The sequence below is a fragment of the Plantactinospora sp. GCM10030261 genome (genome assembly GCF_042666615.1).
Lineage (GTDB): Bacteria > Actinomycetota > Actinomycetes > Mycobacteriales > Micromonosporaceae > KBS50.
Genome location: NZ_JBHTDD010000021.1, coordinates 92,662 through 117,360 on the forward strand (window position 1 = coordinate 92,662; position 24,699 = coordinate 117,360).

The window sequence follows — 24,699 nt, forward strand, 5'->3', positions numbered from 1 at the left end:
GGTTTCCACCCGGCCGGAACGGCGCCCCGGCAGGACTGCGATCAGCGGGTCAGGAGGTGGACTGCTCGTTCTTGATCATTAGCGCCGACCGTAGCCCGGTGATGTCCAGCACCCGCAGCAGGAACTCCCCGACGTTTGTGAGCATCAACAGGCTCTGCGCGTGGCTGGCCTTGCGGCTGAGCACCACGAGCGTGCCCAGGCCCTGCGAGTCGCAGAAGGTCACCCCCGCCAGATCCAGCACGATCCGCGGCGGCGCGTCGGCGAGCGCCTCGTTGACCACGGCCGAGAGGCGGGTGGCGGTGAGCATGTCGATCTCACCGGCGAGGGTGAGGATCACCTCGTCGGTCGTACGCTGGACCCCGATGGTCAGCTCCGCACGCTCCACACGGCTCAGCCTATCGCGATCTAGGGAAGCTGGCCCGTCGAGCGGCGCCGGTCCGGGCAACCCGGCCGTCACGTAGCGCCGGTCCGGCTGTTATCCGGGCAACCCGGGAGCGTGAGCCCGGTAACCAGGGCGGGGGCCGCCGGACGCCACCGCACGTGACGCTGCCACAATGAAGAGCACCGTGACTGACTCGCATTTCGCCGGCGGTAGCGTCTACCCGAGCTCCGCACCGGCCTCCGAAGAACTGTTCGACCGCGCCCGCGCCATCGTGCCGGGCGGGGTGAACTCTCCCGTACGCGCCTTCCGGGGCGTGGGAGGCACCCCGCGTTTCATGGTCCGGGGCGCCGGCGCCTGGATGTACGACGCCGACGGGCGCCGCTATGTCGACCTGGTCAGCTCGTGGGGGCCGTTGATCCTTGGGCACGCGCACCCCGAGGTCGTGGCGGCGGTGCAGGCAGCCGCCGCGGACGGGACGAGCTTCGGCACCCCCACACCGGGGGAGGTGGAGTTGGCGACCGAGCTGGTCGACCGGACCCCGGTCGAGCAGATCCGCCTCGTCAACTCGGGCACCGAGGCCACCATGTCGGCCATCCGGCTGGCCCGAGGCTTCACCGGACGGCCCAAGATCGTGAAGTTCGCCGGCTGTTATCACGGTCACGCGGACGCGTTGCTCGCCGCGGCCGGCTCCGGTGTGGCCACCCTGGGCCTGCCCGACTCGCCGGGAGTCACCGGCGCCGCGGCCGGCGACACGATCGTGCTGCCGTACAACGACGTGTCGGCCGTGGAGGCCGCCTTCGCCGCCGAGGGCCAGCACATCGCCGCCGTGATCACCGAGGCGGCGGCCGGGAACATGGGTGTCATCGCCCCCCGGTCCGGCTTCAACGCCAAACTGGCGAGCATCGCGCACGCGTACGGCGCCCTGCTGATCGTCGACGAGGTGATGACCGGGTTCCGGGTCTCCCGCGGCGGCTGGGCGGGTCACGAACCCGTCGACGCCGACCTGTTCACGTACGGCAAGGTGATGGGTGGCGGACTGCCGGCGGCGGCGTTCGGTGGCCGGGCCGAGGTCATGTCCCGGTTGGCCCCGGCCGGCCCGGTCTACCAGGCCGGCACGCTGTCCGGTAACCCGTTGGCGTGCGCCGCCGGGCTGGCCACGTTGCGGCTCGCGGACGAGGCGGTCTACCGCCGGCTGGATGCCACCGCCGGACGACTCGGCTGGCTTGCCAGCGACGCCCTGTTCGCGGCGGGCGTGCCGCACCGGCTGTCGACCGCAGGCAACATGTTCTCGATCTTCTTCACCGACGCCGAGGTGGTCGACTACGACACGGCCCGCACCCAGGACGTGGGGGCGTACCGGGCCTTCTTCCACGCCATGCTGGCCAACGGCGTCTACCTGCCACCCAGCGCGTTCGAGGCCTGGTTCGTGTCCGACGCGCTGGCCCTGGACGACGACGCGATGGTCTGGGTGGCCGATGCGCTGCCGAAGGCGGCGGCCGCGGCCGCCGCGGCGATGACGGCACCGGGGGGCGGTGGGGGGTAGTCCGATGGCGACGACGATCGTGCACGTGCTGCGGCACGGCGAGGTGCACAACCCGGAGCAGATCCTGTACGGGCGGTTGCCCGGGTTCCGACTTTCCGAACTCGGCGTGCAGATGGCCAAGGCGGCGGCCGACGTGCTCGCCGACCGGGACGTCGTGCACGTGGTGGCGAGCCCGTTGGAGCGCGCGCAGCAGACCGCCGAGCCGATCGCCGCCCAGTTCGGCCTGCCGGTCGGCGTGGACGAACGGTTGATCGAGAGCGCCAACTGGTTCGAGGGCAAGCGCGTGTCCCCCGGCGACGGATCGTTCCGCGACCCCCGGAACTGGTGGGTGCTGCGCGACCCGATCACCCCGTCCTGGGGCGAGGCGTACACGGCGATCGCCGGGCGGATGTTCGCGGCGGTGCATGCAGCCCGGATCGCGGCCGAGGGTCGGGAGGCGGTGTGCGTCTCGCACCAGCTGCCGATCTGGACCCTGCGCCGGCACGTCGAACGCAAGCGGCTCTGGCACGACCCGCGGCGCCGGCAGTGCGGGCTCGCCAGCCTCACCTCGTTCCACTTCGACGGGGCCAAGGTGGTCGGGATCGGCTACTCCGAGCCGGCCGCCCACCTGGTCGCCATGTCGCCCGGTGCCCGGACGGCCAAGGGCGCCTGATGTCCGCTCGGCGGTGGTACGGCGGGATGCTCGCGGTCGCATTGGCCGCGGGGACGGTCGCCTGCTCCGACGACGGCTGGCAGAACCGGTGCGAGACGACCCCACGCGGAGTCATCTCCTGCGCCCCGGACCTCCGCCCGCCGGCCACCCCGCTCTCCGGTGAGTTGCTGGACGGCGGTCGGTACGACGTCGCCGACGAGCGGGGCCAGGTCGTCGTCGTCAACTTCTGGGGTTCCTGGTGTGCCCCGTGCCGGGCCGAAGCCGACGACCTCGAGTCCACCTACCAGGCGACCAAGGCGTCCGGGGTGCGCTTCCTCGGCGTCAACACCCAGGACAGCCGGGACAAGGCCCGCGCGTTCGAGCAGAGTTTCCGGATCAGTTATCCGAGCGTCTTCGACCCGTCCAGCAAGGTCGCGCTGGGGTTCGCGGTGCCGCCGAACTCCACCCCGGCCACCATCGTGCTGGACCGCGAGGGCCGGATCGCGGAGGTGGTCCGTCGCGAGGTGCGCGCCGACGAGCTGCGGTCGCTGGTGGAGAAGATCGCCGCCGAGCAGCCGGTGCGTGACTGATGGGCGAGACGTTCGCCGAGCTGGCCCGGTCCGGTCCGCTGCTGCTGGCGGTCGGGGCGGCGGCGCTGGCGGGCCTGGTCAGCTTCCTCTCCCCGTGCGTGCTGCCGCTGGTGCCGGGTTACCTGTCGTACGTCACCGGGCTGGCCGGCGCGGACCTCGAGGGCCGCACGGCGAGGAAGGGCTCCCCGCCGACGGATCGCGCGGGTAGTGGTTCCCCCGGCAAGGCCGGCGGTGGGACCGCCACCATCGCCACCACTGTCACCACTGTCACCACCGCACCGGCCGACCCGGCGGCGCGATCGCGCACCAGCCGGGCGGTCAAGGGTCGCGTGCTGGCCGGCTCGGTGCTGTTCATCGTCGGCTTCACGGCCGTGTACCTGCTCACCGCGATCCTGTTCGCGAACATCGGGCAGGCGATGCTGACGCACCGGCGGGCTCTCCAGATCGTCGTGGGCGGGCTGATCGTCGTGCTCGGGGTGGCCTTCCTCGGGCTGATCCCCGGGTTGCAACGCGAGTTCCGGCTGCACCGGCTGCCCGACGCGGGCCTGCTCGGCGCCCCGGTCTTCGGCGCCGTGTTCGCGTTGTCCTGGGCGCCGTGCACCGGTCCCACCCTCGGCGCCGTGCTCGGCATGGCCACCGTGTCCGGCTCGACCGACCGGGCGCTGCTGCTGGCCACCGCGTACTGTCTGGGTCTCGGTCTGCCGTTCATCGCCTTCGGTCTCGGCTTCTCCCGGCTGATCGGCGTGTTCCGGATCATCCGCCGGCACAGCCGCTGGGTCACCCGGATCGGTGGCGCGCTGCTCATCGCCGTGGGTCTCGCTCTCATCACCGGCGGCTGGCAGGACTTCGTGATCTGGCTGCAGACCAGCGTCGGTGTGGGGGAGACGAGCATCTGATGTCCGCAGTGCGGGAGCGGGTCGGCACGCCACCCAAGCCACCGGGCCGCCGCCCCAACTGGCTGCTCGCCACGGCGCGCAACGCCTGGCGGCAACTGACCAGCATGCGTACCGCGCTGGTGTTGCTGTTCCTGCTGGCCCTCGCCTCGGTCCCGGGTTCGCTGCTGCCGCAGCGGGGCGTCAACATCGAGGACGTCAACCAGTGGCGGGCCGACCACCCCGACCTCTATCCGTGGGTCGACCGGCTCGGCGGGTTCGAGGTCTTCGCCTCGCCGTGGTTCTCGGCGATCTACGTTCTGCTCTTCACCTCGCTGGCCGGCTGCATCATCCCGCGGGCCCGGGACCACTGGCGGGCCATGCGGTCCGCGCCGCCAGCGGGCCCGCGCCGGCTGGACCGGTTGCCACAGCACGCGACGATCACCGACCCGGACGCCGCCGACCCCGCCGCCATCGCCGCGGTGCTGCGCCGCCGACGCTGGCGGGTCGAGGTGCACGGTGACACGGTCGCCGCCGAGAAGGGCTACCTCAAGGAGACCGGCAACCTGGTCTTCCACATCGCGTTGATCGCCGTCCTGGTTGGCGTCTGGCTCGGATCCTGGTACGGGTGGCACGGCAACAAGCTGCTCGTCGAGGGGCCGACGGGATTCTGCAACACGCTCCAGCAGTACGACGAGAGCAGCCTCGGACCCCGGATGGACGACGGTGACCTACCGCCGTTCTGCGTCAGGCTTACCGATTTCCAGGCCACCTTCCGGGAGTCGGGCCAGGCCGCGTCGTTCCTCGCCACGGTGGACGTGGCGGAGGCGGACCGGCCGACCAGGTCGGCGACGTTCGCCGTCAACCATCCGCTGCGGCTCGACGGCGCCAACGTCTACCTGCTCGGCCACGGGTATGCCCCGGTGATCCGGTACACCGACCGCAACGGTGTGGCGCAGACCGTCCCGTCGCCGTTCCTCAACATCGACGACCTGCTGACCAGCGAGGGCGTGGCGGTGTTCCCGGACGTGAATCTCGACCCGACGACGGGAGCGCGCAATCCCGACCTCCAGGTGGCCTTCGACGGGATCTACCTGCCCACCGCGCCGGAATCCGGGCCGCGGGTCAGGTCCGTGTTCCCGGAGGAGCGCTCGCCCGTGCTCAACCTGAGCGCCTATCGGGGCAACCTGGGAGTGGACGCCGGCATCCCGGGTTCGGTCTATCGGCTCGACCAGGGGCAGATCGACAACGGCAGGCTCACAATGATCGGCAACAAGCTGTTGAAGCCGGGCGAGAGCTGGACGCTTGACGATGGCAGCACGGTCGAGTTCCTGGGCACCGAGCGGTACATCACCCTGTCCGTCCGGCACGACCCGGGTCAGATGATCGTGCTGGTCAGCGCCGCGGTCCTGCTGGGCGGGCTGATGCTGTCGCTCGTCGGCAGGCGTCGCCGGGTGTGGTTCCGGGTGGAGCCCGGCACGGGCGACGAGTCCACGACGCGTCGTAGTAGTGTGGTCCGGGTCGGCGGGTTGCCGCGCACCGACTACTCCGGCTTCGCCGACGAGTTCACCCAGCTCGTGGCCGCGGTGAAGCGTGGCAGAGAGCACGAGGAGACCGACTGATGGCCGCGTTGTCCGACCAGCTTCTGGTGGTGACGATCCTCGCGTACCTGATCGCGATGATCTTCCATGCCGCCGAGTACGCCTTCGGCAACCGCAGCGCGGTGGGCCGCGGTTCGATCCGACCGACGCGCGAGCTGGTGGGCGCCGGAGTCGGCGCTGGCGAAACCGCTGTCCGCGACGCGCCAGGTGTCCCCGGCGGTGTGGCCGGCGCCGCCACGCTGGATGCCGATGGCCTGCCGCCGGGGTCCCCGGGTTCGGACCGGGGGCCGCGCCGCGCGGCGCTGGCCGGCCGGCTCGCGGTGATCGTCACGCTGGTCGCCGCCGCCCTGCACCTGGCCACCATCGTCACCCGGGGCATCGCGGCCGACCGGGTGCCGTGGGGCAACATGTACGAGTACGTCCTGGCGGCGACGTTCGTCGCGGTCGTGGGTTGGCTGTTCGTGCTGCACCGGTACGCCGGCATCCAGCATCTGGGGTTGTTCGTCGCGCTGTCCGAGGTGCTGCTGCTCGCCGTCGCCGGGCTGGTGATCTATACACCGATCGGCCCGCTGGTGCCGGCTCTCGATTCGTACTGGTTCATCATCCACATCGCCGCCGTGACGCTCTCCTCCGGCCTGTTCCTGCTCGGCGTGGTGCCGGCGGTCATGTTCCTGATCCGGGACGGGTACGACAAGGGCAAGCGCCGGTTCCCGTACTCGCTGGGTAAGCGGGTCCCGGCGGCGGCGCCGCTGGAACGGATGACGTTCCGGCTGCACACCTTCGCCTTCCCGATCTGGACCTTCGGCGCCCTGATCGCCGGTCCGCTCTGGGCTGAGGCGGCCTGGGGCCGGTACTGGGGCTGGGACCCCAAAGAGGTCTGGGCGTTCATCTCCTGGGTGGTGTACGCCGGCTACCTGCACGCCCGTGCCACACCGAGCGTCAAGCGCACCGTCGCGACGTGGATCGCGATCCTCGGCTTCGCCACCATGCTGATGAACCTGTTCGGCGTGAACCTGTTCTTCAGCGGCCTGCACTCGTACGCCGGAGTCGAGTAGCCGCGCATGCCCTAACTACGGCTTGACCCTCGACCCGGTCGACGCCGCAGAGTCCGGTGCGTGCGAGATGAGCTTCGACGGCGCGTTCCCGGCCGGTACTGGATCTGGACCGGAGCGGCGTCCTGCGCCGCGCTCGGCACCCAGGTGGCGATCTTCGGGCTGTCCTGGAGTGCCGCCGAACGGTCCCCGGCGCTGGCCGGCGGGGTGCTGGCCACCGCCATCGCGCCGCGGGTGGCGTTGGCCCTGCTCGGCGGGGCGGCGGCGGACCGGTGGGGACCGCTGCGGACGGTCGTCGTGTCCGGCGTGGCGGCCGGCGTCCTGGCGCTGGGCGGAGCCCTGTTCGGGCTCGCGCTGAGCGACCCGACCTGGCTGCTGTTCGCCGTCGCGCTCGGGCTGGGCATCGTGACGGCGTTCCAACTGCCGGCCAGCGGCGCGCTGCCCCGGCTGCTGGTGCCCGCGACGGCGTTACCTCGGGCGTTGGCCGCCTCGCAGGTCACCCTCCAGGCAACCACTGTCCTCGCGGCGCCGCTGGGTGGGTTGGCGGTGGGCGTGCTCGGGTTGCGTGGATCGCTGCTCCTGCTGGCCGGCGCGGCCCTGACGGCGGTGCTGCTGGTCTGGCCGCTGCGGCACCGCGTCCGCCAGGCGCCGACGGAGTACGCCGGCAGTTCGCACCTGCGGCTCATCGGGGACGGGCTCAGGCTCGTGGCTCGGCAGCGGGTCATCCGCGATGTCGTGGTGCTGCTCGTGGCCGTCGCCGGCTTCCTCCTCCCGGTCGGTTCGCTGCTGGTTCCGCTGCTGGCGCGGGAGCACGGTTGGCGGCCGGAGGTGGCCGGCGCCACCGCCGCCGGGCTCGCCGTGGGTAGCGCGGCCGTGTCCCTCTGGGTGCTCGTGTTCGGCGGGCTGCCCCGGCCGGGGTTCGCGATCGCCGGCGGGCTGGCGCTCGCGGCGACCGGCCTCGCGGCGTTGAGCGTCAGCACCGGCCGGCTCGCCGCCCTGGCGTGCGTCGGACTGGTCGGGGTGGGCAACGGCCTCTTCGCGAGCCACGCCGCCCCACTGGTGTTGGGCACCGCGCCGAAGACCCATGTGGCGCGGGTGCAGGCGATCCTGATGGTGGCGCAGAGCCTGCCCCTGCTCGCGTCGAGCAACCTGATCGGTCTGGTGGCGGAGATCGGGTCCGCGCGGGGCGCCACATTGCTCTGCGCCGGCGGCACCGCCCTGGCCGCGATCCAGGCGGTCCGGTCGCCAGCGATCCGCCGGTCCGGGCCGGAACCGGCGTCCGGGTCCGATAGTTGGGGTGTCCCGGTCGCGCGGAGCCCGCTACTTCGCCGACACTGAGTCGATCAAGGCGGCTCCGGTCAGGCGGCGAAGCAGTTCGGTCGTACCGGGGCGTCCGTGAGAGCGTTGCGGATCACCGAGTAGGTCGTACCGTCCAGCACGAGCCCCAGGTGCCCGACCACCCGCAGCGGGCAGTACGCCTGGATCAGGACGTTCGTGGCCCCGTCCGCAAGAGCGGCGTTCCAGGTCGGTCGGACGAGTTCGTCCTGCACCGTCCGCACGGTGGTGTACCGAACGGAGCCCGGGGTGTCGTCCCCGGAGTTGAGCGCGGCCAGGAAGCTGGAGCCGATCGTCATCTGCTGGCAGGCGACGATTCCGGCACAGCTGCCGAGGCCGAGAAACGCGACGATGTTCGCCACATAGGTGCCGTAGTGCGGCGTACCGAGGCTCACGTACCGGCCGACGCTGCCGGTCCCGCCCAGGTTGCGCAGGTAGTAGCGGGAGACCAGGCCGCCCTCGGAATGGGCGACCAGGTCGACCTTGGCGGCGCCGGTGGCGGCCAGGACCTGTCCGACGTAGCCGCGGAAGGCGGTGGCCGAGGCCCCGATGTCGCCGAACCCGAGGCCCGGCAGTTGGTAGATGTAGACCCGGTAACCGTCGGCGCGGAGCCGGCCCGCCAGCGGTTCGTACGCGATGGCCGGGCCGGACAGGCCGGCCACGACGATCACCGGATTGGCCGAGGCGAGGACGCGGGGCGTGGCCGAGGCGACCTGCGTGGCGGCGGCCCGTGTGGTGGTGGCTGGCGATGCGGTGCCGGTGGGCGGGACGGCGCTGGTCGGCGTGGCGGCGGCGCTGGTCGGCACGGCGAGTGCGGCGCTGGTCGGCACGGCGAGTGCCGCGGTGGTGGCGAGTGCGGCGGCGAGGGTGAGGCGGGCGAGGATCGTTCGGAGCAGCATGGCTGCGCCTCCTGTCGGAGGGTCCCAGGTGGGAACTCGGGGGAATCCGATCGATCGTGGGCAATAGCATGCCCTTAACAATCCAGAAACGTCAATGAAAAAATTACTGGCCAGTAGCACTGGCCGGTAAATCTTGGTTGCGCCGATCAGGTACACGAGGCTGACTACGCGAGTGGCCTTTGACTTCGCGGCGGCGTACGACGGGTTGAACCCGGACGACCACGACTACCGCTGCTACGCCGGGTTGGCGGACGAGTTCCGGGCAACCCGGGTGCTCGACCTGGGGTGTGGCACCGGAACGTTGACGCGGCTGCTCGCCGCGACCGGGCGTACGGCGGTGGGTATCGATCCAGATCCGGACATGCTTCGCGTCGCGCGGCAGGCGCCGGGCGGCGAGCGCGTTGACTGGCGACTCGGGTTCAGCGACCGCGCCGATCCCGGGGCTGCCGACTTCGCCGTCATGTCCGGGCACGTGGCCCAGGTGTTCCGCGAGGACCGCGCATGGTCTGACGCGCTGCGCGACCTGCACCGAGCGCTGGTGCCGGGCGGGGCGCTCGCCTTCGAGTCCCGCAACCCGGCCGCGGGCGCGTGGCGGCGATGGACGCGGGAGACAACGCTACGCACGCTGGACACCCCGGAAGGTCCCGTCGAGTTCTGGCACGAGACCGCCTGGGTGTCACTTCCGCTGGTCGGCTACGACACCCTCACCCGGAATCTCGCGACCGGCGAGGAGACGTCGACCCGGGACGTGCTCGCCTTCCGCGACGCGTCCTCGCTTGTCGCTTCGCTAAAGGCGGCGGGATTCTCGGTTTCCCGCGTGTACGGCGACTGGCAACGGACGCCGCTGACGGCGGACTCGCCCGAGATCATCCTGGTCGCTCATCCGTCACCCTGACGGGAAACGCAGGGATCCGGGGCGAACGAATCCGCCTCCGCCTCCGCCTCCGCCTCCGCTGATCATCGGGTGGCCAGGCAGAGCGCGGCAAGATCGACTCATGGCCGGCGAAGTAGGGGTGTCCAGCTCGGTCGGACCCCGCTACTTCGCCGACATCGAGTCGGTCTCAACCACGGATCAGCGATCACGGCCGGACGTACGCGCTGAACCGTGATCCCGGCCCGCGGAGAGCCGAGATGGTGGGACCTCCGGTGTCAGCGACGGGTCGCGAGGATGACACCGGTGAGGCAGAACGCCCCGCCAAGCAGGGCGAGCGGTGCTGGCACCTCGCCCAGCAACGTCCAGGACAACAGCACCGTCACCGGTGGAGCCAGGTAGGTCGCGGCGCTGGCGCGTCCCGCGGTCCAGCGGGACAGGACGTAGCCCCAGGTGAGGAAGCCGATCGCGGTCGGGAAAACGCCCAGGTACAGCATGCCCAGGGTGGCTGCGGCCGGGGCCCTGCCAAGTTCCCCGAGGAGCGTGGGGGCGAACGGCAACAGGGCGATGGTGCCGGCCAGCGCTCCGAGCCAGGTCATCGTCACCGCGTCCACGCGTGCCAGCAGTCGTTTCTGGAGGAGTACGCCGAAGGCGTAGAGCATGGCCGAGAGCACCGCCAGCGCGATGCCGACCTTGTCGGCGTGCCCGGTGAAGCCGCTGGCGGCGATGAGGGCCACCCCCGCGAAGGCGACCGCCATCCCGGCACCGAGCCGGCCGGTGAGTCGCTCGCCCAGCACGAGGACCGCGACCACCGCGACGAGGATGGGGCCGACCGACACCAGCAACGCTGCCGTGCCGGCGTCGACCAGGCGCTCCGCGGCGTTGAGTGCCACGTTGTACGCGCCGAACCAGGCCATGCCCCAGATGGTGATGAGTCCCAGGGTCCCGCCGGTGAGCCGGTGAGCCCGGCCGTCCGTCGTCGTCACGGGTCGCGGTCGCCTGCCGTGCCGTCGGGTGCCGTTGGTGAGCGCCACGAAGATGCTCAGCGCGATGGACGCCGAGGCCATGCGACCCAGCGCCATGGCGCCCGGGGAGTAGTCGTGCCCGGCGAATCTGATGCCGACGAATGCCGACGCCCACACGAGCACGGTTGTCCCGGCTGCGGCGACGACGACCCAGGACCGGGTTCCGGCGGGTGCCGGCGGACGGGCGTGGGCGTCGTCGGCGGGGGACGGGTTGGCGGCGCCGACCCCGGCCCCGACCAGGATGGTGCTTTCCGCGCGGGTCATGGGGTGATTCTCACGCGCCCAATGGTTCAGTACCAGTTACTGTTCCTTCACAACATTTCAGTCGAGCTTTATAGTGATGGCGTGCTCGACGTCCACCGTCTCCGGGTCTTCCGTTCCGTCGTGGCGTCCGGCTCGGTCCAGGCAGCCGCCGCCAACCTGGGCTACACCCCCTCCGCCATCAGCCAGCACCTCACCGCGCTGCAGCGGGAGACGGGTCTCACCCTGCTCGCCCGAGCGGGTCGCGGCCTGCGGCCAACGGCTGCCGGGCACGCCCTCGCCGCCGAGGCGGACCGGGTGCTCGCCCGACTCGGTGAGGCCGAGTCGTTGATCGCGGACCTGCGAGCAGGTCGCACCGGAGTCCTGTCCATCGCATACTTCGCGTCGGTCGGCGCGGCCTGGATGCCGCACGTGGTGCGGCGGATCACCAACGGCCTCCCTGGCGTCCGGCTCGACCTGGAGATGCTCGAACACATCCCGGTCGACCGGGAGGAACGCGCCGACGTCCAGGTGGTGGTGGGACCCGCCGGCTTCGACCCCGGTCCGGGTTACACCGCCCATCACCTCCTCGACGACCCCTACGTCGCCGCGCTGCCAGCCGGGCACCGTTTCGCCGATCAGGAGGAGGTGGACCTCGCCGCCCTCGCCGACGAGCGTTGGGTCGACAACGACTTCGCCCGTGGCTGGTGCCGAGCCATCCTCATCGAAGCCTGCACCGCCGCCGGCTTCAGCCCGGCATTCCGGGTCGAGGCGCACGACTTCCCCACGGCGCTCGCCTTCGTCGGAGCCGGCATCGGCCTCACGGTGCTCCCCGCACTCGGAGCGGTCAAGCTGCCCGACGGCGTGACCCGCGTCCGGGTGGTCCGCCCCACCCCGATCCGCTCGATCTACGCGGTGGTGGCCGACGCGGTCGAGCGCACCCCGGCCGTGCGGATCGTGCTCCTCGCCCTCCGGGAGGCCGCCTCGGGTATCTCGTAGCAGGGCTGCCCGAGGTCACCCCTGCACCGGTAATGGCTGACTCCCTGACAACCTTCGCGACGACAACCTTTCGGGACGTCCACATCGTCCAGTCACCGTCCAGATCCTGGCTTTATCGACGATCCTGGCGGTGACCCTTGCGAAGGACCCTCTTTACCTCCCTCGTCTCCCTGGTCGCGGCGGCAGCGACGGCCCTCGTGCCCGCGGTGGCGACAGCCCACCCAGCCGACCGGACGTTCCCGGCCCGCATCGCGCTTCCCGACGGGTTCGTGCCGGAGGGACTGACAATCGGTCGCGGCACGACGGTTTACATCAGCTCCATCATGGACGGCGCGGTGTGGCGCGGAGACCTGCGTACCGGGCGCGGTTCGGTGCTGATTCCCGGGGCATCCGGAACCGACAAGGCCGGGATCAAGGTAGACGCGCACAACCGGCTCTGGACGGCGAACTTCTCCGGCGGCGGTGCCAGCGTCTACGACGCCCGGTCCGGGGCCAGGTTGGCCCACTACCAATTCACCGATGATCCCGGCAGCCTGGTGAACGATCTGGTGCTCACCCGGGACGCGGTCTACTTCACCGACTCCACCCGGCCGGTGCTGTACGTCGTACCGCTGGGCCCGGGTGGCCGGTTGCCGGCGGCGACCGGATTCCGGGTGCTCCCGCTGTCCGGACCGGGCACGGCCCCGGACGCGTTCCACAACGGGATCGTCGAACTGCCCGACGGTGACCTGCTGGTGGCGCAGATGCTGACGGGTCGACTGATCCGGGTGGATCCGCATACCGGCAGCAGCACCGTTTTCGACCTTGGTGGGTACTCGGTCGCACGGGCGGACGGGCTGGTGTTGCGGGACCGCACGCTGTACGTCATCCGCAACCTGACAAACGTGGTCGCCGTGTTCCAGCTCAACTCGGCATACACGGCAGGGGCGCTGCGCCGGGAGATCACCGATCCGAAGCTCCGGGTCCCGGCGACCGGCGACCTGTTCGGGCCGTGGCTCTACGTCGTCAACGGCCGGTTCGACGTCGAACCCACGCCGGAGACCGACTACGACATCGTCCGCCTGCCCGCCTGACAGTCCGGGGCCCCGGGGGCCGTCGGGCTGCTAACATCCGGCCGGTGCGGAAGGTGCTGGTCAGCGGATGCCTACAAGGGCCGGCGTTGCGCTACAACGCGACGGACGTGCCCGTAAGTTCGCCGATTTGGGAGCGGTGGTCGGCCGAGGGACGCATCGTGCGGTTCTGCCCAGAGATCGCAGTCGGGTTCCCCGTCCCTCGGCCACCAGCCGAGATAGTGGGCGGAACCGCGGCCGACGTGCTTTCCGGCGCCGCCGTCGTCCGAGAGGTCAGCGGCTCGGATGTCACAGGCCTGTTTCGGCTCGCCGCTCGGCGAACGGTGGATCGAGCGGCGGCGGCTGGCGTCGCGCTCGCGGTACTCGTGGACGGCAGCCCGACGTGTGGCAGCAGCAAGGTCTATGACGGATCGTTCACCGGCCGCACAATTCCCGGCCGGGGAGTAACCGCGGAGGAACTGCTGCGCCACGGCATTCCGGTGTTCCACGAAGGGCAGCTTCAGCAGGCAGCGGAGCTTCTCGAAGAGCTGGAGCAGGCGGAGCGATCTCCGTAGCGGCTGTGTGGCCTTGGGTGGCTCGGCGCACACCGTCCGATACGAAAACCGATAACAAGGGGGCCTTCCTCGCGGCGCGGCGGGGTGCGGGAGACTTGACGTATGGCCGTTCCCGGGTTCCCGTACACCGATCTCAAGGACTTCGTCGCCGCGCTGGAGCGGGCCGGCGAGCTGCGCCGGGTGAGTGTCCCGGTGGACCCCACGCTGGAGATCAGCGAGGTGGTCACCCGGACCGTCCGGGCGGGCGGCCCGGCGCTGCTGTTCGAGCGGCCCACCCGCGGCGAGATGCCCTTGGTGATCAACCTGTTCGGCACCGAGAAGCGGATGGCCATGGCGCTGGGCGTGGACCGGCTCGACGCGATCGGCGACCGGATCGGTGCCCTGACCAAGCCGGAACTCCCGGTCGGCTGGTCGGGCATCCGCGAAGGGCTCGGCAAGGTCATGCAGCTCAAGTCGGTGCCGCCGAAGAAGGTCAGGACAGCACCCTGCCAGCAGGTGGTGTACCGGGGCGACGAGGTCGACCTCAACCGGCTTCCCGGCCTCCAGGTCTGGCCCGGGGACGGTGGGATCTTCCACAACTACGGGCTGACCCATACGAAGCACCCGGAGACCGGCAAGCGCAACCTCGGCCTGTACCGCCTTCAGCAGCACTCCCGCAACACGCTGGGCATGCATTGGCAGATCCACAAGGACTCGACCGCCCACCACGCGGTCGCCGAGCGGCTCGGTCAGCGGCTGCCGGTCGCGATCGCGATCGGCTGCGACCCGGTGGTCAGCTACGCGGCCAGCGCACCGCTCCCCGGTGATATCGACGAATATCTGTTCGCCGGGTTCCTGCGCGGCGAGCGGGTGGAGATGGTCGACTGCCTCACCGTCCCGCTCCAGGTCCCGGCGCACGCGCAGATCGTCCTCGAGGGATATCTGGAGCCCGGCGAGCGGCTGCCGGAAGGCCCGTTCGGCGACCACACCGGCTTCTACACCCCGGTCGAGCCGTTTCCGGTGCTGCACATCGAGGCGATGACCACGCAGCGTGACCCGCTCTACCACTCGATCATCACCTCCAAGCCGCCACAGGAGGATCACGGCCTCGGCAAGGCCACCGAACGGATCTTCCAGCCGCTGCTCAAGCTCCTCATCCCGGATATCGTCGACTACGACCTGCCAGCCGCCGGGGTGTTCCACAACTGCGCGATCGTGTCGATCCGCAAGCGTTACCCGAAGCACGCGCAGAAGGTGATGAACGCGATCTGGGGCGCGCACCTGATGTCCCTGTCCAAGCTCATCGTGATCGTCGACGAGGACTGTGACGTGCACGACTACAACGAGGTCGCCTTCCGGGCCTTCGGCAACGTCGACTACGCCCGGGACATCCTGGTCACCGAGGGGCCTGTCGACCACCTCGACCATGCCTCGTACCAGCAGTTCTGGGGCGGCAAGCTGGGCGTCGACGCGACCCGGAAGTTGCCCACCGAGGGGTACACCCGGGGTTGGCCGGAGGAGATGACCATGTCCCCGGAGGTCGTCTCGCTTGTCGACAAGCGCTGGAAGGAGTACGGGCTCTCATGACGGCCGTCGCGGAGCGGCCCGGCCGGGTCAAGGCGTTCCTCCGGCTGGTGGCCATCGAGCACTCGGTCTTCGCGCTGCCGTTCGCGTACCTGAGCGCGCTCACCGCCATGCAGGTCAACGGCGGACGGGTGCGCTGGGCCGACCTGGCCTTGATCACCGTGGCGATGGTCGGCGCCCGGACGTTCGCAATGGCCGCCAACCGGATCATCGACCGCCGCATCGACGCGCGGAATCCGCGTACCGCCGGGCGGGAACTGGTGACCGGGGCGGTGAGCGTCCGGACCGCCTGGACCGGTGCGGTCGTCGCGCTTGTCGTCTTCCTGGTGGCCGCCGCGCTGCTCAACCCGCTCTGCCTGGTGCTCGCCCCGCTCGCGGTGATCCCACTGGTGGTCTACCCGTACGGCAAACGGTTCACCGACTGGCCGCACGCGATCCTCGCGTTGGCGCAGGCCGTCGGCCCGGTCGGGGCCTGGCTCGCCGTCACCGGCACCTTCGCCGGATCGTGGCCGGCGTGGTTGCTCGGCGCGGCGGTCGGCCTGTGGATCGGCGGCTTCGATCTGATCTACGCGTGTCAGGACGCCGAGGTCGACCGGCGGATCGGGGTGCGCAGCGTGCCCGCCCGGTACGGGCTCCGATTCGCCCTGCACGCCTCCACGGTCGCGCACGTCGTCACGTTCGCGTTGTTCGTCTGGTTCGGCGCGCTTGTCGGCTACGGTTGGCCGTGGTGGCTGGGTCTGGTGCTTACCGCGGTCGCCTTCGGTTACCAGCACGTGGTGGTCACCCCGACCGACCTCAGCAAGGTCAACAGAGCCTTCTTCACCGCCAACGGCTTCGTCGGCATAGCCCTCTTCGTCTTCGCCCTGCTGGACCTGACCTTCCGCCTGGGACTGCGCCCCTGACCCACCCCACCACATTTCCCGCGCGATCTTGCAGTTGTGGCTGCCGTTTTGTCATTTCTGCCCACATTTCACGGGACCAGAAGTGAAAGATCGCGGAGGGGGCGCGGTGGGTCGGGGTGGGCGAGCGGCGGCAGGGCGGGCAGGCTTGAGGGCATGCGCAGGCCGTGGGTGGTGGGGGTTTCCGGAGCGTCGGGTACGCCGTACGCGGCGGCCGTCGTGCGTGGGTTGCTGGACGCCGGCGACCCGGTCGATTTGGTGGTGTCCCGGGCGGCCCGGCTTACCCTGCTGGACGAGACGGGACGGCCATTCCGGGACGCGCACTGGAAGGACGATCTCGCCGGCTGGTTGGGGCGTGACCTGGCCGCCGCCGACGTGGGTTACTGGCCGGCCGGCGACCTCGCGGCGGGGCCGAGCAGCGGCTCCTACCAGGTACGCGGCATGGTGGTCGTGCCGGCGAGCACCGCGGCCTGTGCGGGGATCGCCATCGGGTTGTCCAAGGATCTGTTGCAGCGCGCCGCCGAGGTCAATCTCAAGGAACGACGGCCGGTGGTGTTGGTCCCGCGGGAGACCCCGGTGACCCGGAGCCACCTGCAGCATCTCCTCGCGTTGCACGACGCTGGTGCCGTGGTGCTGCCGGCGAGCCCGGGCTTCTACGGCGCCGGGGCGACGGCGACTGCGGCGCAACTTGTGGACTTCGTGGCCGGAAAGGTGCTCGACGCGCTCGACGTACCGCACGACCTGTTCCGGCGGTGGTCGGGTGAGTTGGGTGCCGAGCGGACCTGACCCGCGTCGTCAGTGCAGGCCGGCGTTGGCCGGCCCGGGACTGCCGGCGGCTGCCGGACCGGCATTGCGCGGTCGGTCGGCGATGCCCTCCCCGGCCTCGTCGAGCATGCCCTCACCTTCGAGCAGAGCACGCACCTCCGACTCCCGGAAGCGGCGGTGTCCGCCCGGTGTGCGGATGCTGCCGATCCGCCCCGCGGCGGCCCACCGGGTAACCGTCTTAGGGTCCACCCGGAACAACGCCGCCACCTCTCCGGGCGTCAGCAGACGATCTCCAGCTTCCACAGCCCCCTCCTCGCATCGACGAAGCCCCCCGGACTGCCAGGACTGTCCCCCAGACCGGGTGCTCATGAAGCGTCGGTTAGGGACGTACGGCCATTGAAGCACCGTCGGCGTGTCGTGTCCCCCAAACGCGAAAACGTACTCACTGCGCGACCTTTTGGGGGGTTGTGTGCATATCTGACCATATTAACCGCGGGGTGCCGCGGGGTGCCGCCGGACCGGCCGGCTAGGGTCTTCATCCCGTGGACGCCATCGATCTGGCCCTTGTCGAGTTGCTGCGGGGTAACGCGCGGCTCTCCTACGCCGAACTTGCCCGGCAGGTCGGCCTCTCCGCGCCGGCCGTACACGAGCGGGTGGGCAAGCTGGAGGCGAGCGGGACGATCCGGGGCTACCGGGCGGACATCGATCCCGAGGCGATCGGCCTCGGCGTCACAGCCCTGATCGGGATCGTGCAGGACTCCGGCGGGGACACCGACGACGTCCTCGCGGCGTTCCGCGAGCTGCCGGAGATCGAGTCCTGCTACTTCATGGCCGGGGTGGAGTCGTTCCTGCTCAAGGCGCGGGTCGGCACCATCGCCCAGCTTGAGCAGTTGATCAATCAGCTCAACCGGACGCCCGGCGTGGCCTCCACCCGTACCGGCATCGCGCTGTCCACGAAATGGGAGAGCCGGCCGCAGCCGGTGCCCGGGGCGCAGGGTCGCTCCGCCACAGTGGACTGACTGTCCGCGCGGTTCGCCGTTCGCCGTGCGACCGGCCATGATTGCCCTCGATCGGGATGTAGGGCTCATCCCGGCCGACCGAGGGCCCGCCATCCCGATCGAGGGCGATCTTCGGGGTGGCGTGCCGTCCCCATCGAGGGGCGTCACCGGCCGGAGTTGCCGTATGGTGCGGCCATGAGGTCGGCGCGGACTTCCCCCGGCTGCGCGGTGGTCACCGGCGCGGCCAGCGGACTCGGCCGGGCCATCGCCACCGCCCTGCATGCCGACGGCTGGTCGGTCCTGGTAACCGACCAGGACGGCACCGGGGCGAGCGCCGCCGCGGAGCGGCTCGGCGGCTGGTCGACAACTCTTGACGTACGCGACGAGGCAGCCTGCGTCACGGTGGCCCGGGAGGCCGCTGACCGAGGTCCGCTGGCCCTTTGGGTCAACAACGCCGGCGTGCTGGCCACCGGTCCGGCCTGGGACCAGGAACCCAGCACCCGGCGGCGGCTCGTCGAGGTCAACACGTTCGGCGCCATCGCCGGTACGCTGGCCGCGCTCGAGGTCATGCGCGAACAGGGCCACGGCCACGTGCTCAACGTGGTCTCGCTGGCCGGCCTGGTCGCGGCGCCCGGCGAGACGATGTACGCCGCCAGCAAGCACGCCCTGCTCGCGTTCAGCCTCGGCACCCTCGCCGACCTGCGCGCCGACGGTGTTCGCGGCGTCCACATCTCCTGCCTGTGCCCCGACGGGATCTGGACCCCGATGCTGTACGACCGGCTCACCGACCCCGGCGCCGCCGCCTCGTTCACCGGGACGCTGCTGCGGCCGGAGCGGGTGGCAGCCCGCGCGGTCCGGCTGGCTCGGCACCCCCGGCCGGTGGTCACCATGCCGCGCTGGCGGGGTGTCCAGGTGCGGCTGCTGGACGCCCTGCCTGGCCTGGCGATCCGGCTGACGCCCGTGGTGGGCGCCGTGGGCCGGGCCGGCCAGCGTCGGCAACAGCGCCGGCTGACCCGAGACACCGGCTGAGTCGCAGTGCCGGCGGGCGGACAGTGCTGGCCGGCGGACGGTGCCGGCTGACGGACAGCACCGGACGAATCGCAGTGGCCGGCTGACCGGCGGCCTTCCGGCCGCGGGCGCTTGTTACCGTGCCCGGGTGACGCACGTCGACAGGTGTAATGACGCAGACCGGGCCTGGGTCACCGCCGCGATCGCGGCGGTGGAGGCCGACGCCAACCGTTCGGCGGACACCCACCTGCTGCCGTTTCCGCTCCCCCGCGACTGGGGCATCGACCTCTACCTCAAGGACGAGTCGGTGCACCCGACGGGATCGCTCAAGCATCGGTTGGCCCGCTCGCTCTTCCTGTACGGCCTGTGCAACGGCTGGATCGGGCCGCAGACGACGATCGTCGAGGCTTCGTCCGGCTCCACGGCCATCTCCGAGGCGTACTTCGCCCGGATGCTCGGGCTGCCGTTCATCGCGGTCATGCCGGCTTCCACCTCGGCGGAGAAGATCAGCCTGATCGAGTTCCAGGGTGCCCGCTGCCACCTGGTCGACGATCCCGCCAAGGTGGTGATCGAGGCTCGTTGGCTCGCCGAAGACCTCGGCGGACATTTCATGGACCAGTTCACCTATGCGGAGCGGGCCACTGACTGGCGGGGCAACAACAACATCGCCGAGTCGATCTATCACCAGATGGAACAGGAGCGGTATCCGATCCCGGTCTGGGTGGTGGTGGGCGCGGGGACCGGTGGCACCAGCGCCACCATCGGCAGGTACGCCCGCTTCCGACGGTTGCCCACCAAGCTCTGTGTCGTTGACCCGGAACACTCGGCCTTCTATCCGGCCTGGGCGGCCGTCGACTGGACGGTGAGTACCGGCCGCGGCTCACGGATCGAGGGCATCGGCCGACCGACAGTGGAGGCGTCGTTCCTGCCTTCGGTGGTGGACCGCATGATGCACGTGCCCGACGCCGCCTCGGTAGCCGCCGCCCGCGCCGCGTCCCGTGTCCTCGGCCGCCGGGTCGGCGGCTCCACCGGCACCAACCTGTGGGGCGCGTTCTCGCTGATCGCCGAGTTACGGGCGGCCGGCCGGACCGGCTCGCTTGTCACCCTGCTCTGCGACGGCGGCGAACGGTACTCCGATTCGTACTACTCCGACGAGTGGGTGGCCCAGCAGGGCCTGGACCTTGCTCCGCACCTGGCCACCATTTACCGCTTTCTCGCCGACTCCACCTGGACACCGCACTAGGCGCTCGCCGGGCGGTCCGCCAACCCGGGATAGCCGAGGACGTACCCGTGCGGGTCGAGCGGAAGATCGGCGCTGAATCCCTCGCTGGCGAACCGCACCACGCCGTCACCGAGGGCCGTGTAGACCTGTTCCGCCGGCACGACCAGCAAACTGGGCACGAGCACCCACGCCACCGTGATCCGATGTGTCGTCCCGGGCGGCGCGTCCAGCAGCCCGAGCCGGCGTACGACCAGCGTGTTGAACAGCGGCGCGGCGCCGAGGTCGACGTCCACGGCATCGCCGAGACGGTCCGGATCGTCGGTCCCCGGCAGGCCCACGGGCCGTTGTCCCGTCGCGGCGAGGGCCGCGTCGAGGTCACCCATCTCACTGGTGTTCACCCGCCACCGGCCGCCGGCCCGCTCCATGCGCAACGACCGCAGCCAACCGGCACCCTCGACCACGACCTCCAGCCGGACGGTCGTCCACGCCTCGTCGGTGACCACCTCGTACCGGCAGGTGTGTGGCACCGGGGAGGCAGCCTGGGCGGTCCCCCGAGCGGCGAGTCCAGCGCGGTCATCGACGAGAGCGAGGTCGCTGCCGGCGGTGTCGGTGCGGATCCAGAACAGCGATCTGGGCATCGTGGCCATGTGCGGGACGCTACCGGCCGGCGGACGACGCCGCACACTCTCCGCCGGACCGGCGACAGCCGGGGCGGGTGAGCCCCGACCGCCGCCGGCCGGGATCAGTGGGTACGGGTGGGGCGGCGGGCACCGGACCGGCGGTCGCCCGCGTCGCGCCGATCGCCGTCCTCAGGGGTACGACCACCGCGCCGGAACCCGCCGCGATGGTCACCGGAACGGTGGTCACCGCCGGTCCGCTCGCCGTCGTGTCGGTGCGGTGCGCGCGACCGGTCACCGAACCGGCCCTCGCCACGCGGACGGTCACCGAACCGGCCCTCGCCACGCGGACGGTCACCGAACCGGCGGTCACCGAAGCGGCGGTCGCCGCGCGGACGGTCGTTGCGCCGGGGTGCCGGTGGCTCGTCAACCACCGGGACACCGGTGGGCTGCCGGGCGCCGGTCAGGTCGGCCAACGCCTGGTCTCCGGCCCGGACCCGGGCCTGGGCGGGCTCGACGCCCGCCTTCTCCATCATGGCCAGCGTCGAGCGGCGCTGCTTCGGCAGCACCAGCGTCGCGACCGCGCCCGACTCGCCAGCCCGTGCGGTCCGCCCGGCCCGGTGCAGGTAGTCCTTCGAGTCCTTGGGTGGGTCGACATGCACCACCAGGGTGACCCCGTCGACGTGAATGCCACGGGCCGCCACGTCGGTGGCAACCAGGACCTTGGTCCGGCCCTCCCGGAATTCGGCAAGCGTGCGGGTGCGTACCCGCTGGGTTTTGCCGCCGTGCAACGCACCGGCCCGGACCCCGACCTCGGCGAGCTGGCTGACCAGCCGGTCGACACCCAGTTGGGTGCGGGCGAAGATCATCGTCCGGCCGTCCCGGGCGGCGATCGATGCGGTCACCGCGAACTTGTCGTGCGGCGGGATCAGCAGCAGGTGATGGTCCATGGTGGAGACGGCGGCGGTGGCCGGCGCGGTGGAGTGCGTGACCGGATCGGTCATGAACCGCTTGACCAGCGCGTCCACGTCACCGTCCAGGGTGGCCGAAAAGAGCAGTCGCTGGGCGTCGGCGGGTGTCTTGGCGAGCAGTTCGGTGACCTCGGGCAGGAAGCCCATGTCGGCCATCTGGTCCGCCTCGTCGAGAACGGTGATCTCGATCTCGTCGAGCTTGCAGACCCCGCGCGCGATCAGGTCACCGAGCCGGCCGGGGGTCGCGACGATGACCTCCACGCCGCGGCGCAGGGCGTCCATCTGCCGGTCGTACGGCACCCCACCGACGGCGGTCTTGACGAAGACGCCCATCGCCTTGCCCAACGGCAGCAACGCGTCGTTGACCTGCATGGCAAGCTCACGGGTGGGGACGAGAACCAACGCCCGGGGGTACGTCGGGCGGGCCCGGCCGCTCGCCGCCACCCGGGCCAGCAGGGGCAGGCCGAAGGCCAGGGTCTTGCCGGAACCGGTCTGGCCCCGGCCGAGCACATCCCGGCCGGCGAGCGCATCGGGGACGGTCGCGGCCTGGATCTCGAACGGCGTGGTGATGCCCTCCCGGCGCAGCGCGCGGACGAGCTGGTCGGGCAGGCCGAGGTCGGCGAAGTCGACAGGCGCGGCGTCGGCCGGGATCACCGCGGTGATCTCCGGGCTGTCGGTCTGGCTGTCGAAGACGGACGGGAACGTGCTGGGATCAGCGAAGGACGTCAAGAAGTACCTCTCAGGCGGGGCGCATCTTCGCGATGGCCCGCCGCGGCTCGGATGCCGCCGCTGAATCGCCCGCAAGATCGCCCATGGGCACGCGTCGGGGCGTGCCAGGTCAATGATCGGATACGAGTGTACGGCGAACCGACCGCGACGGCACCGTGATGTGGCCCGCTAGTGGGCAGGCTCACCTCGCCCGCCCGCCGCACCGGATCGGGCGAACCCGGGGCGTCAGCTGCCGAAGACCCCGGTGAACAGGCTGTTTATCGCGTCTCCGGCGATGAGCGCCACCGCGAGCCCGACCAGCACCAGCAGACCGAGGGCGATGGCCAGGGCGATAACCACCTTGGCCGTACCGCCGCCCGACGACGGCGCGTCGGCCCAGCCCTGCGCCAGGATGTGACCGGTCAACGAGCCCGAGGTTTCGGCCGAGGAGGGGAACACCGGAACGGTCCGCTGGCCCACCTCGGAAAGGCCGTACCCCCCGTAGACGGTTCCCCGGCCGGCCCCGGCGGGCTGCACCTGGGTGACGTCGGCGTCGGCGGGTTCGGCTGGAGCCGCCGCCACGGCTTCGCGGGGGCTCCGCCGGTCCGGGTCGCCTGGAACGGGAGTGGCCTGGGCCGGGCCGACCTCGCCGGGACCGTTCTCCGGGCTCTTGCGGGGGACGGGGATGGCCTTCCGCGGCCGCTCCGACTCTCGTATGGCCGTGGCCGCCGGAGCCCGTACGGCCGGTGGCGGCGGAAAGGGCGGCACTGGCGTCGGACCTGGCGGTGGTGGAGCGGGGGGCATCGGGGGGAAGGGCGTCGGCGGTACCGGGCCGGGTGGTACCGGACCGGGTGCGGGCGGCGTCGGCGGCACCGGAATCGGGTCCGGCAAGGGACCAGGCGGCGTGGGTCCAGGCGGCACGGGTGCCGGACCCGGCGGGATGGGGCCGGGCAGCGGACCCGGTGGCACCGGACCGGGGGGAGTCGGTCCCGGCGGGATGGGGCCCGGTGGTGGCGGACCGGGGGGCGTCGGCTCCGGTGGCACGGGGCCTGGTGGTGTCGGCTCCGGTGGCACGGGGCCGGGGGTCGGCCGATGCGGCACGGGAGCGGGGACCGGGGTCGGTGGTGCCGGCGTTGGTGGTGCCGGCGGCTCGGGCTCGGGGGTCGGCTCCGGCTCGGGGATGGGCTCCGGTTCAGGGCTCGGATCGGGTTCGGGTGGGCTCGGTGGCTCAGCCGGCTCTGGCGGCCGGGGCGGCTCCGGCGGGTGTGGAGGTTCGGCGGGGGCCGGCGGATCGGCCGGTTTTTCAGTGTCCGGCCGCTTGTCGTGGTCGTCCCCGGCTGCCCTTCCGTAGACAGTGGGAGCACCCGGGGTCGGCACCGCGTCGCCCTCGGGCAGCGAGATCCGCTGCCGCGCCGGTACGCCGGCACTCGCCCGGACCACGCCAGCCGCGACCGTCGCCTGGCCGTTCGTTGCCTGGCCCGGCTGTGTCGGCTTCCTGGGGGAGCCGACCTCGGGTGTCGTTTCGGCCGCCGGTGGGTCGGTCACCGCTGGCGCGTCTTCGGCCGCTGGGTTGATTACCGCCGGTGGGTCTTCCGCCGCTGGGTCTGCCGCCGAGCCTGACGAGGCTGTTGCTGACGGGTCGACGGACGGTGCGTCGGAGACTGGTGGACCGGTTTCCGGCGCGTCGGCTTCCGCCCCATTGACTTGGAGGTTCCCTCCGGGCGACGCCGGTCCCGGCGACGCGAACCCCTTGATCGCCGGCTTGTCCGACTCAGCCGGTGGCCGAGGGACGGTCGCACGCCCGATGGTCGGGGTGGCCGTGGTCGGCCCGGTCAACGCCACCGGCTTGTCGACCACGGATTCGGCTGCCGAGGTGGCCGTCGGGGTACGTCCGTCGGTGCCGGCCCGGTACGTCGTACCGGCTCGCTGCGCGGCCTTCGGTGGTGCCTCGCCGACCGCCCGGACGCCGGCCGCGACGCCGGCTTGACCGCGAGCGACGCCAGCGGGGGCGGGCGCCCCGGCTGGAGCCTTGCCGGGCTCGTCGGACGCGGAGTCGCCGACCGGAGAAGCTGACTCGGCGCCGGGGGCGACGTCCGGGGAAGCACCCGGGTCAGGTCCGGAGTCGGGAGCATCGGTCGCCACATCGGGAGCAGCCTCCGCCGGCGCCTCGGCTTCCGCGTCCGTGTCGGTCCCGGCCCCCGTGTCCGCGCCGGACTTCGCGTTCGTGTCCGTGTCTGTGTCCGCGTTCGTGTCCGTGTCCGTGTCCGCGTTCGGGTCCGTGTCC

Annotated in this window: 25 protein-coding genes; 18 read left to right on the forward strand and 7 right to left on the reverse strand. The window is 71.4% G+C overall.

Translation table 11 applies throughout. The features are described 5' to 3' along the window. Positions 1-49: 49 nt before the first annotated feature. A complete protein-coding gene (locus ACFQUZ_RS23030) occupies positions 50-385 on the reverse strand; it encodes an STAS domain-containing protein (protein WP_377445771.1) in 336 nt (111 codons plus the stop codon). A gap of 181 nt (positions 386-566) precedes the next feature. Between ACFQUZ_RS23030 and hemL the strand changes: the two genes are divergently transcribed. Genes hemL through ACFQUZ_RS23065 form a run of 7 tightly spaced genes read left to right on the forward strand, consistent with a single transcriptional unit; the run spans position 567 to position 8,009 of the window. Continuing rightward, the gene (gene hemL, locus ACFQUZ_RS23035; RefSeq protein WP_377445814.1) at positions 567-1,925 is read left to right on the forward strand and encodes a glutamate-1-semialdehyde 2,1-aminomutase; all 1,359 of its coding nucleotides are present in this window, start codon (positions 567-569) and stop codon (positions 1,923-1,925) included. Positions 1,926-1,929: 4 nt separating this feature from the next. Next, positions 1,930-2,577, forward strand: coding sequence for a histidine phosphatase family protein (locus ACFQUZ_RS23040; protein ID WP_377445772.1), 648 nt, complete (start codon positions 1,930-1,932; stop codon positions 2,575-2,577). Further along, positions 2,577-3,146 (forward strand): TlpA family protein disulfide reductase, encoded by a 570-nt coding sequence (locus tag ACFQUZ_RS23045; RefSeq protein ID WP_377445773.1) that lies wholly within the window; start codon positions 2,577-2,579, stop codon positions 3,144-3,146. Before ACFQUZ_RS23040 ends, ACFQUZ_RS23045 begins: the two co-directional genes overlap by 1 nt. Beyond that, entirely contained in the window at positions 3,146-4,042 is an 897-nt protein-coding gene (locus tag ACFQUZ_RS23050) for a cytochrome c biogenesis CcdA family protein (RefSeq protein WP_377445775.1), read from the forward strand. The genes ACFQUZ_RS23045 and ACFQUZ_RS23050 overlap by 1 nt, the downstream gene beginning before the upstream one ends. Beyond that, positions 4,042-5,640, forward strand: a complete 1,599-nt coding sequence (locus ACFQUZ_RS23055; RefSeq protein ID WP_377445776.1) for a cytochrome c biogenesis protein ResB — start codon at positions 4,042-4,044, stop codon at positions 5,638-5,640. Before ACFQUZ_RS23050 ends, ACFQUZ_RS23055 begins: the two co-directional genes overlap by 1 nt. Further along, entirely contained in the window at positions 5,640-6,674 is a 1,035-nt protein-coding gene (gene ccsB / locus ACFQUZ_RS23060) for a c-type cytochrome biogenesis protein CcsB (RefSeq protein ID WP_377445777.1), read from the forward strand. The genes ACFQUZ_RS23055 and ccsB overlap by 1 nt, the downstream gene beginning before the upstream one ends. Before the next feature lie 60 nt (positions 6,675-6,734). Continuing rightward, positions 6,735-8,009 carry an MFS transporter gene (locus ACFQUZ_RS23065; RefSeq protein WP_377445778.1) on the forward strand — a complete coding sequence of 425 codons (1,275 nt, stop codon included), beginning with the start codon at positions 6,735-6,737 and terminating at the stop codon, positions 8,007-8,009. Positions 8,010-8,029: 20 nt separating this feature from the next. Here the strand turns inward: ACFQUZ_RS23065 and ACFQUZ_RS23070 are convergent, their stop codons facing one another. Further along, the gene (locus ACFQUZ_RS23070) at positions 8,030-8,905 is read right to left on the reverse strand and encodes an esterase/lipase family protein (protein ID WP_377445780.1); all 876 of its coding nucleotides are present in this window, start codon (positions 8,903-8,905) and stop codon (positions 8,030-8,032) included. 172 nt (positions 8,906-9,077) lie between these two features. On the opposite strand from ACFQUZ_RS23070, the gene ACFQUZ_RS23075 reads away from it, so the two are divergent. Further along, entirely contained in the window at positions 9,078-9,800 is a 723-nt protein-coding gene (locus ACFQUZ_RS23075; protein WP_377445782.1) for a class I SAM-dependent methyltransferase, read from the forward strand. 254 nt (positions 9,801-10,054) lie between these two features. On the opposite strand, the gene ACFQUZ_RS23080 is transcribed toward ACFQUZ_RS23075, so the two are convergent. Then, positions 10,055-11,065 carry a DMT family transporter gene (locus ACFQUZ_RS23080; protein WP_377445783.1) on the reverse strand — a complete coding sequence of 337 codons (1,011 nt, stop codon included), beginning with the start codon at positions 11,063-11,065 and terminating at the stop codon, positions 10,055-10,057. 81 nt (positions 11,066-11,146) lie between these two features. On the opposite strand from ACFQUZ_RS23080, the gene ACFQUZ_RS23085 reads away from it, so the two are divergent. From ACFQUZ_RS23085 to ACFQUZ_RS23110, 6 genes are all read left to right on the forward strand, one after another. Further along, a complete protein-coding gene (locus tag ACFQUZ_RS23085) occupies positions 11,147-12,040 on the forward strand; it encodes a LysR family transcriptional regulator (RefSeq protein WP_377445784.1) in 894 nt (297 codons plus the stop codon). 137 nt (positions 12,041-12,177) lie between these two features. After that, on the forward strand, positions 12,178-13,113 hold the full coding sequence (locus tag ACFQUZ_RS23090; RefSeq protein ID WP_377445785.1) for an SMP-30/gluconolactonase/LRE family protein: 936 nt from the start codon (positions 12,178-12,180) through the stop codon (positions 13,111-13,113). Positions 13,114-13,157: 44 nt separating this feature from the next. Further along, positions 13,158-13,664 carry a DUF523 domain-containing protein gene (locus ACFQUZ_RS23095; RefSeq protein WP_377445786.1) on the forward strand — a complete coding sequence of 169 codons (507 nt, stop codon included), beginning with the start codon at positions 13,158-13,160 and terminating at the stop codon, positions 13,662-13,664. A gap of 102 nt (positions 13,665-13,766) precedes the next feature. Further along, positions 13,767-15,230 (forward strand): menaquinone biosynthesis decarboxylase, encoded by a 1,464-nt coding sequence (locus tag ACFQUZ_RS23100; RefSeq protein ID WP_377445787.1) that lies wholly within the window; start codon positions 13,767-13,769, stop codon positions 15,228-15,230. Next, entirely contained in the window at positions 15,227-16,129 is a 903-nt protein-coding gene (gene mqnP, locus ACFQUZ_RS23105) for a menaquinone biosynthesis prenyltransferase MqnP (protein ID WP_377445788.1), read from the forward strand. The genes ACFQUZ_RS23100 and mqnP overlap by 4 nt, the downstream gene beginning before the upstream one ends. A gap of 153 nt (positions 16,130-16,282) precedes the next feature. Further along, positions 16,283-16,912: a UbiX family flavin prenyltransferase gene (locus tag ACFQUZ_RS23110; RefSeq protein ID WP_377445790.1), complete on the forward strand. Its 630-nt coding sequence runs from the start codon at positions 16,283-16,285 to the stop codon at positions 16,910-16,912. Positions 16,913-16,921: 9 nt separating this feature from the next. Here ACFQUZ_RS23110 and ACFQUZ_RS23115 read toward each other — a convergent pair whose 3' ends face one another. After that, positions 16,922-17,194, reverse strand: coding sequence for a BldC family transcriptional regulator (locus ACFQUZ_RS23115; RefSeq protein WP_377445791.1), 273 nt, complete (start codon positions 17,192-17,194; stop codon positions 16,922-16,924). A 239-nt stretch (positions 17,195-17,433) separates the two neighbouring features. On the opposite strand from ACFQUZ_RS23115, the gene ACFQUZ_RS23120 reads away from it, so the two are divergent. The 3 genes from ACFQUZ_RS23120 (at position 17,434) to ACFQUZ_RS23130 (ending at position 20,140) form a co-directional block, all read left to right on the forward strand. Further along, complete coding sequence (locus tag ACFQUZ_RS23120) at positions 17,434-17,910, forward strand: Lrp/AsnC family transcriptional regulator (RefSeq protein ID WP_377445792.1); 477 nt, start codon at positions 17,434-17,436, stop codon at positions 17,908-17,910. 174 nt (positions 17,911-18,084) lie between these two features. Beyond that, positions 18,085-18,918, forward strand: coding sequence for an SDR family NAD(P)-dependent oxidoreductase (locus tag ACFQUZ_RS23125; RefSeq protein ID WP_377445793.1), 834 nt, complete (start codon positions 18,085-18,087; stop codon positions 18,916-18,918). Between the two features lie 127 nt (positions 18,919-19,045). Further along, a complete protein-coding gene (locus ACFQUZ_RS23130; RefSeq protein WP_377445794.1) occupies positions 19,046-20,140 on the forward strand; it encodes a PLP-dependent cysteine synthase family protein in 1,095 nt (364 codons plus the stop codon). On the opposite strand, the gene ACFQUZ_RS23135 is transcribed toward ACFQUZ_RS23130, so the two are convergent. The 3 genes from ACFQUZ_RS23135 to ACFQUZ_RS23145 form a co-directional block, all read right to left on the reverse strand. Next, a complete protein-coding gene (locus ACFQUZ_RS23135) occupies positions 20,137-20,766 on the reverse strand; it encodes a putative glycolipid-binding domain-containing protein (protein ID WP_377445796.1) in 630 nt (209 codons plus the stop codon). The genes ACFQUZ_RS23130 and ACFQUZ_RS23135 overlap by 4 nt on opposite strands. Before the next feature lie 95 nt (positions 20,767-20,861). Next, on the reverse strand, positions 20,862-22,361 hold the full coding sequence (locus tag ACFQUZ_RS23140; RefSeq protein WP_377445816.1) for a DEAD/DEAH box helicase: 1,500 nt from the start codon (positions 22,359-22,361) through the stop codon (positions 20,862-20,864). Between the two features lie 300 nt (positions 22,362-22,661). After that, complete coding sequence (locus ACFQUZ_RS23145; RefSeq protein ID WP_377445798.1) at positions 22,662-22,997, reverse strand: hypothetical protein; 336 nt, start codon at positions 22,995-22,997, stop codon at positions 22,662-22,664. Between the two features lie 1,222 nt (positions 22,998-24,219). Here ACFQUZ_RS23145 and ACFQUZ_RS23150 point away from each other — a divergent pair. After that, positions 24,220-24,402, forward strand: a complete 183-nt coding sequence (locus ACFQUZ_RS23150; RefSeq protein WP_377445800.1) for a hypothetical protein — start codon at positions 24,220-24,222, stop codon at positions 24,400-24,402. Positions 24,403-24,699: the final 297 nt, after the last annotated feature.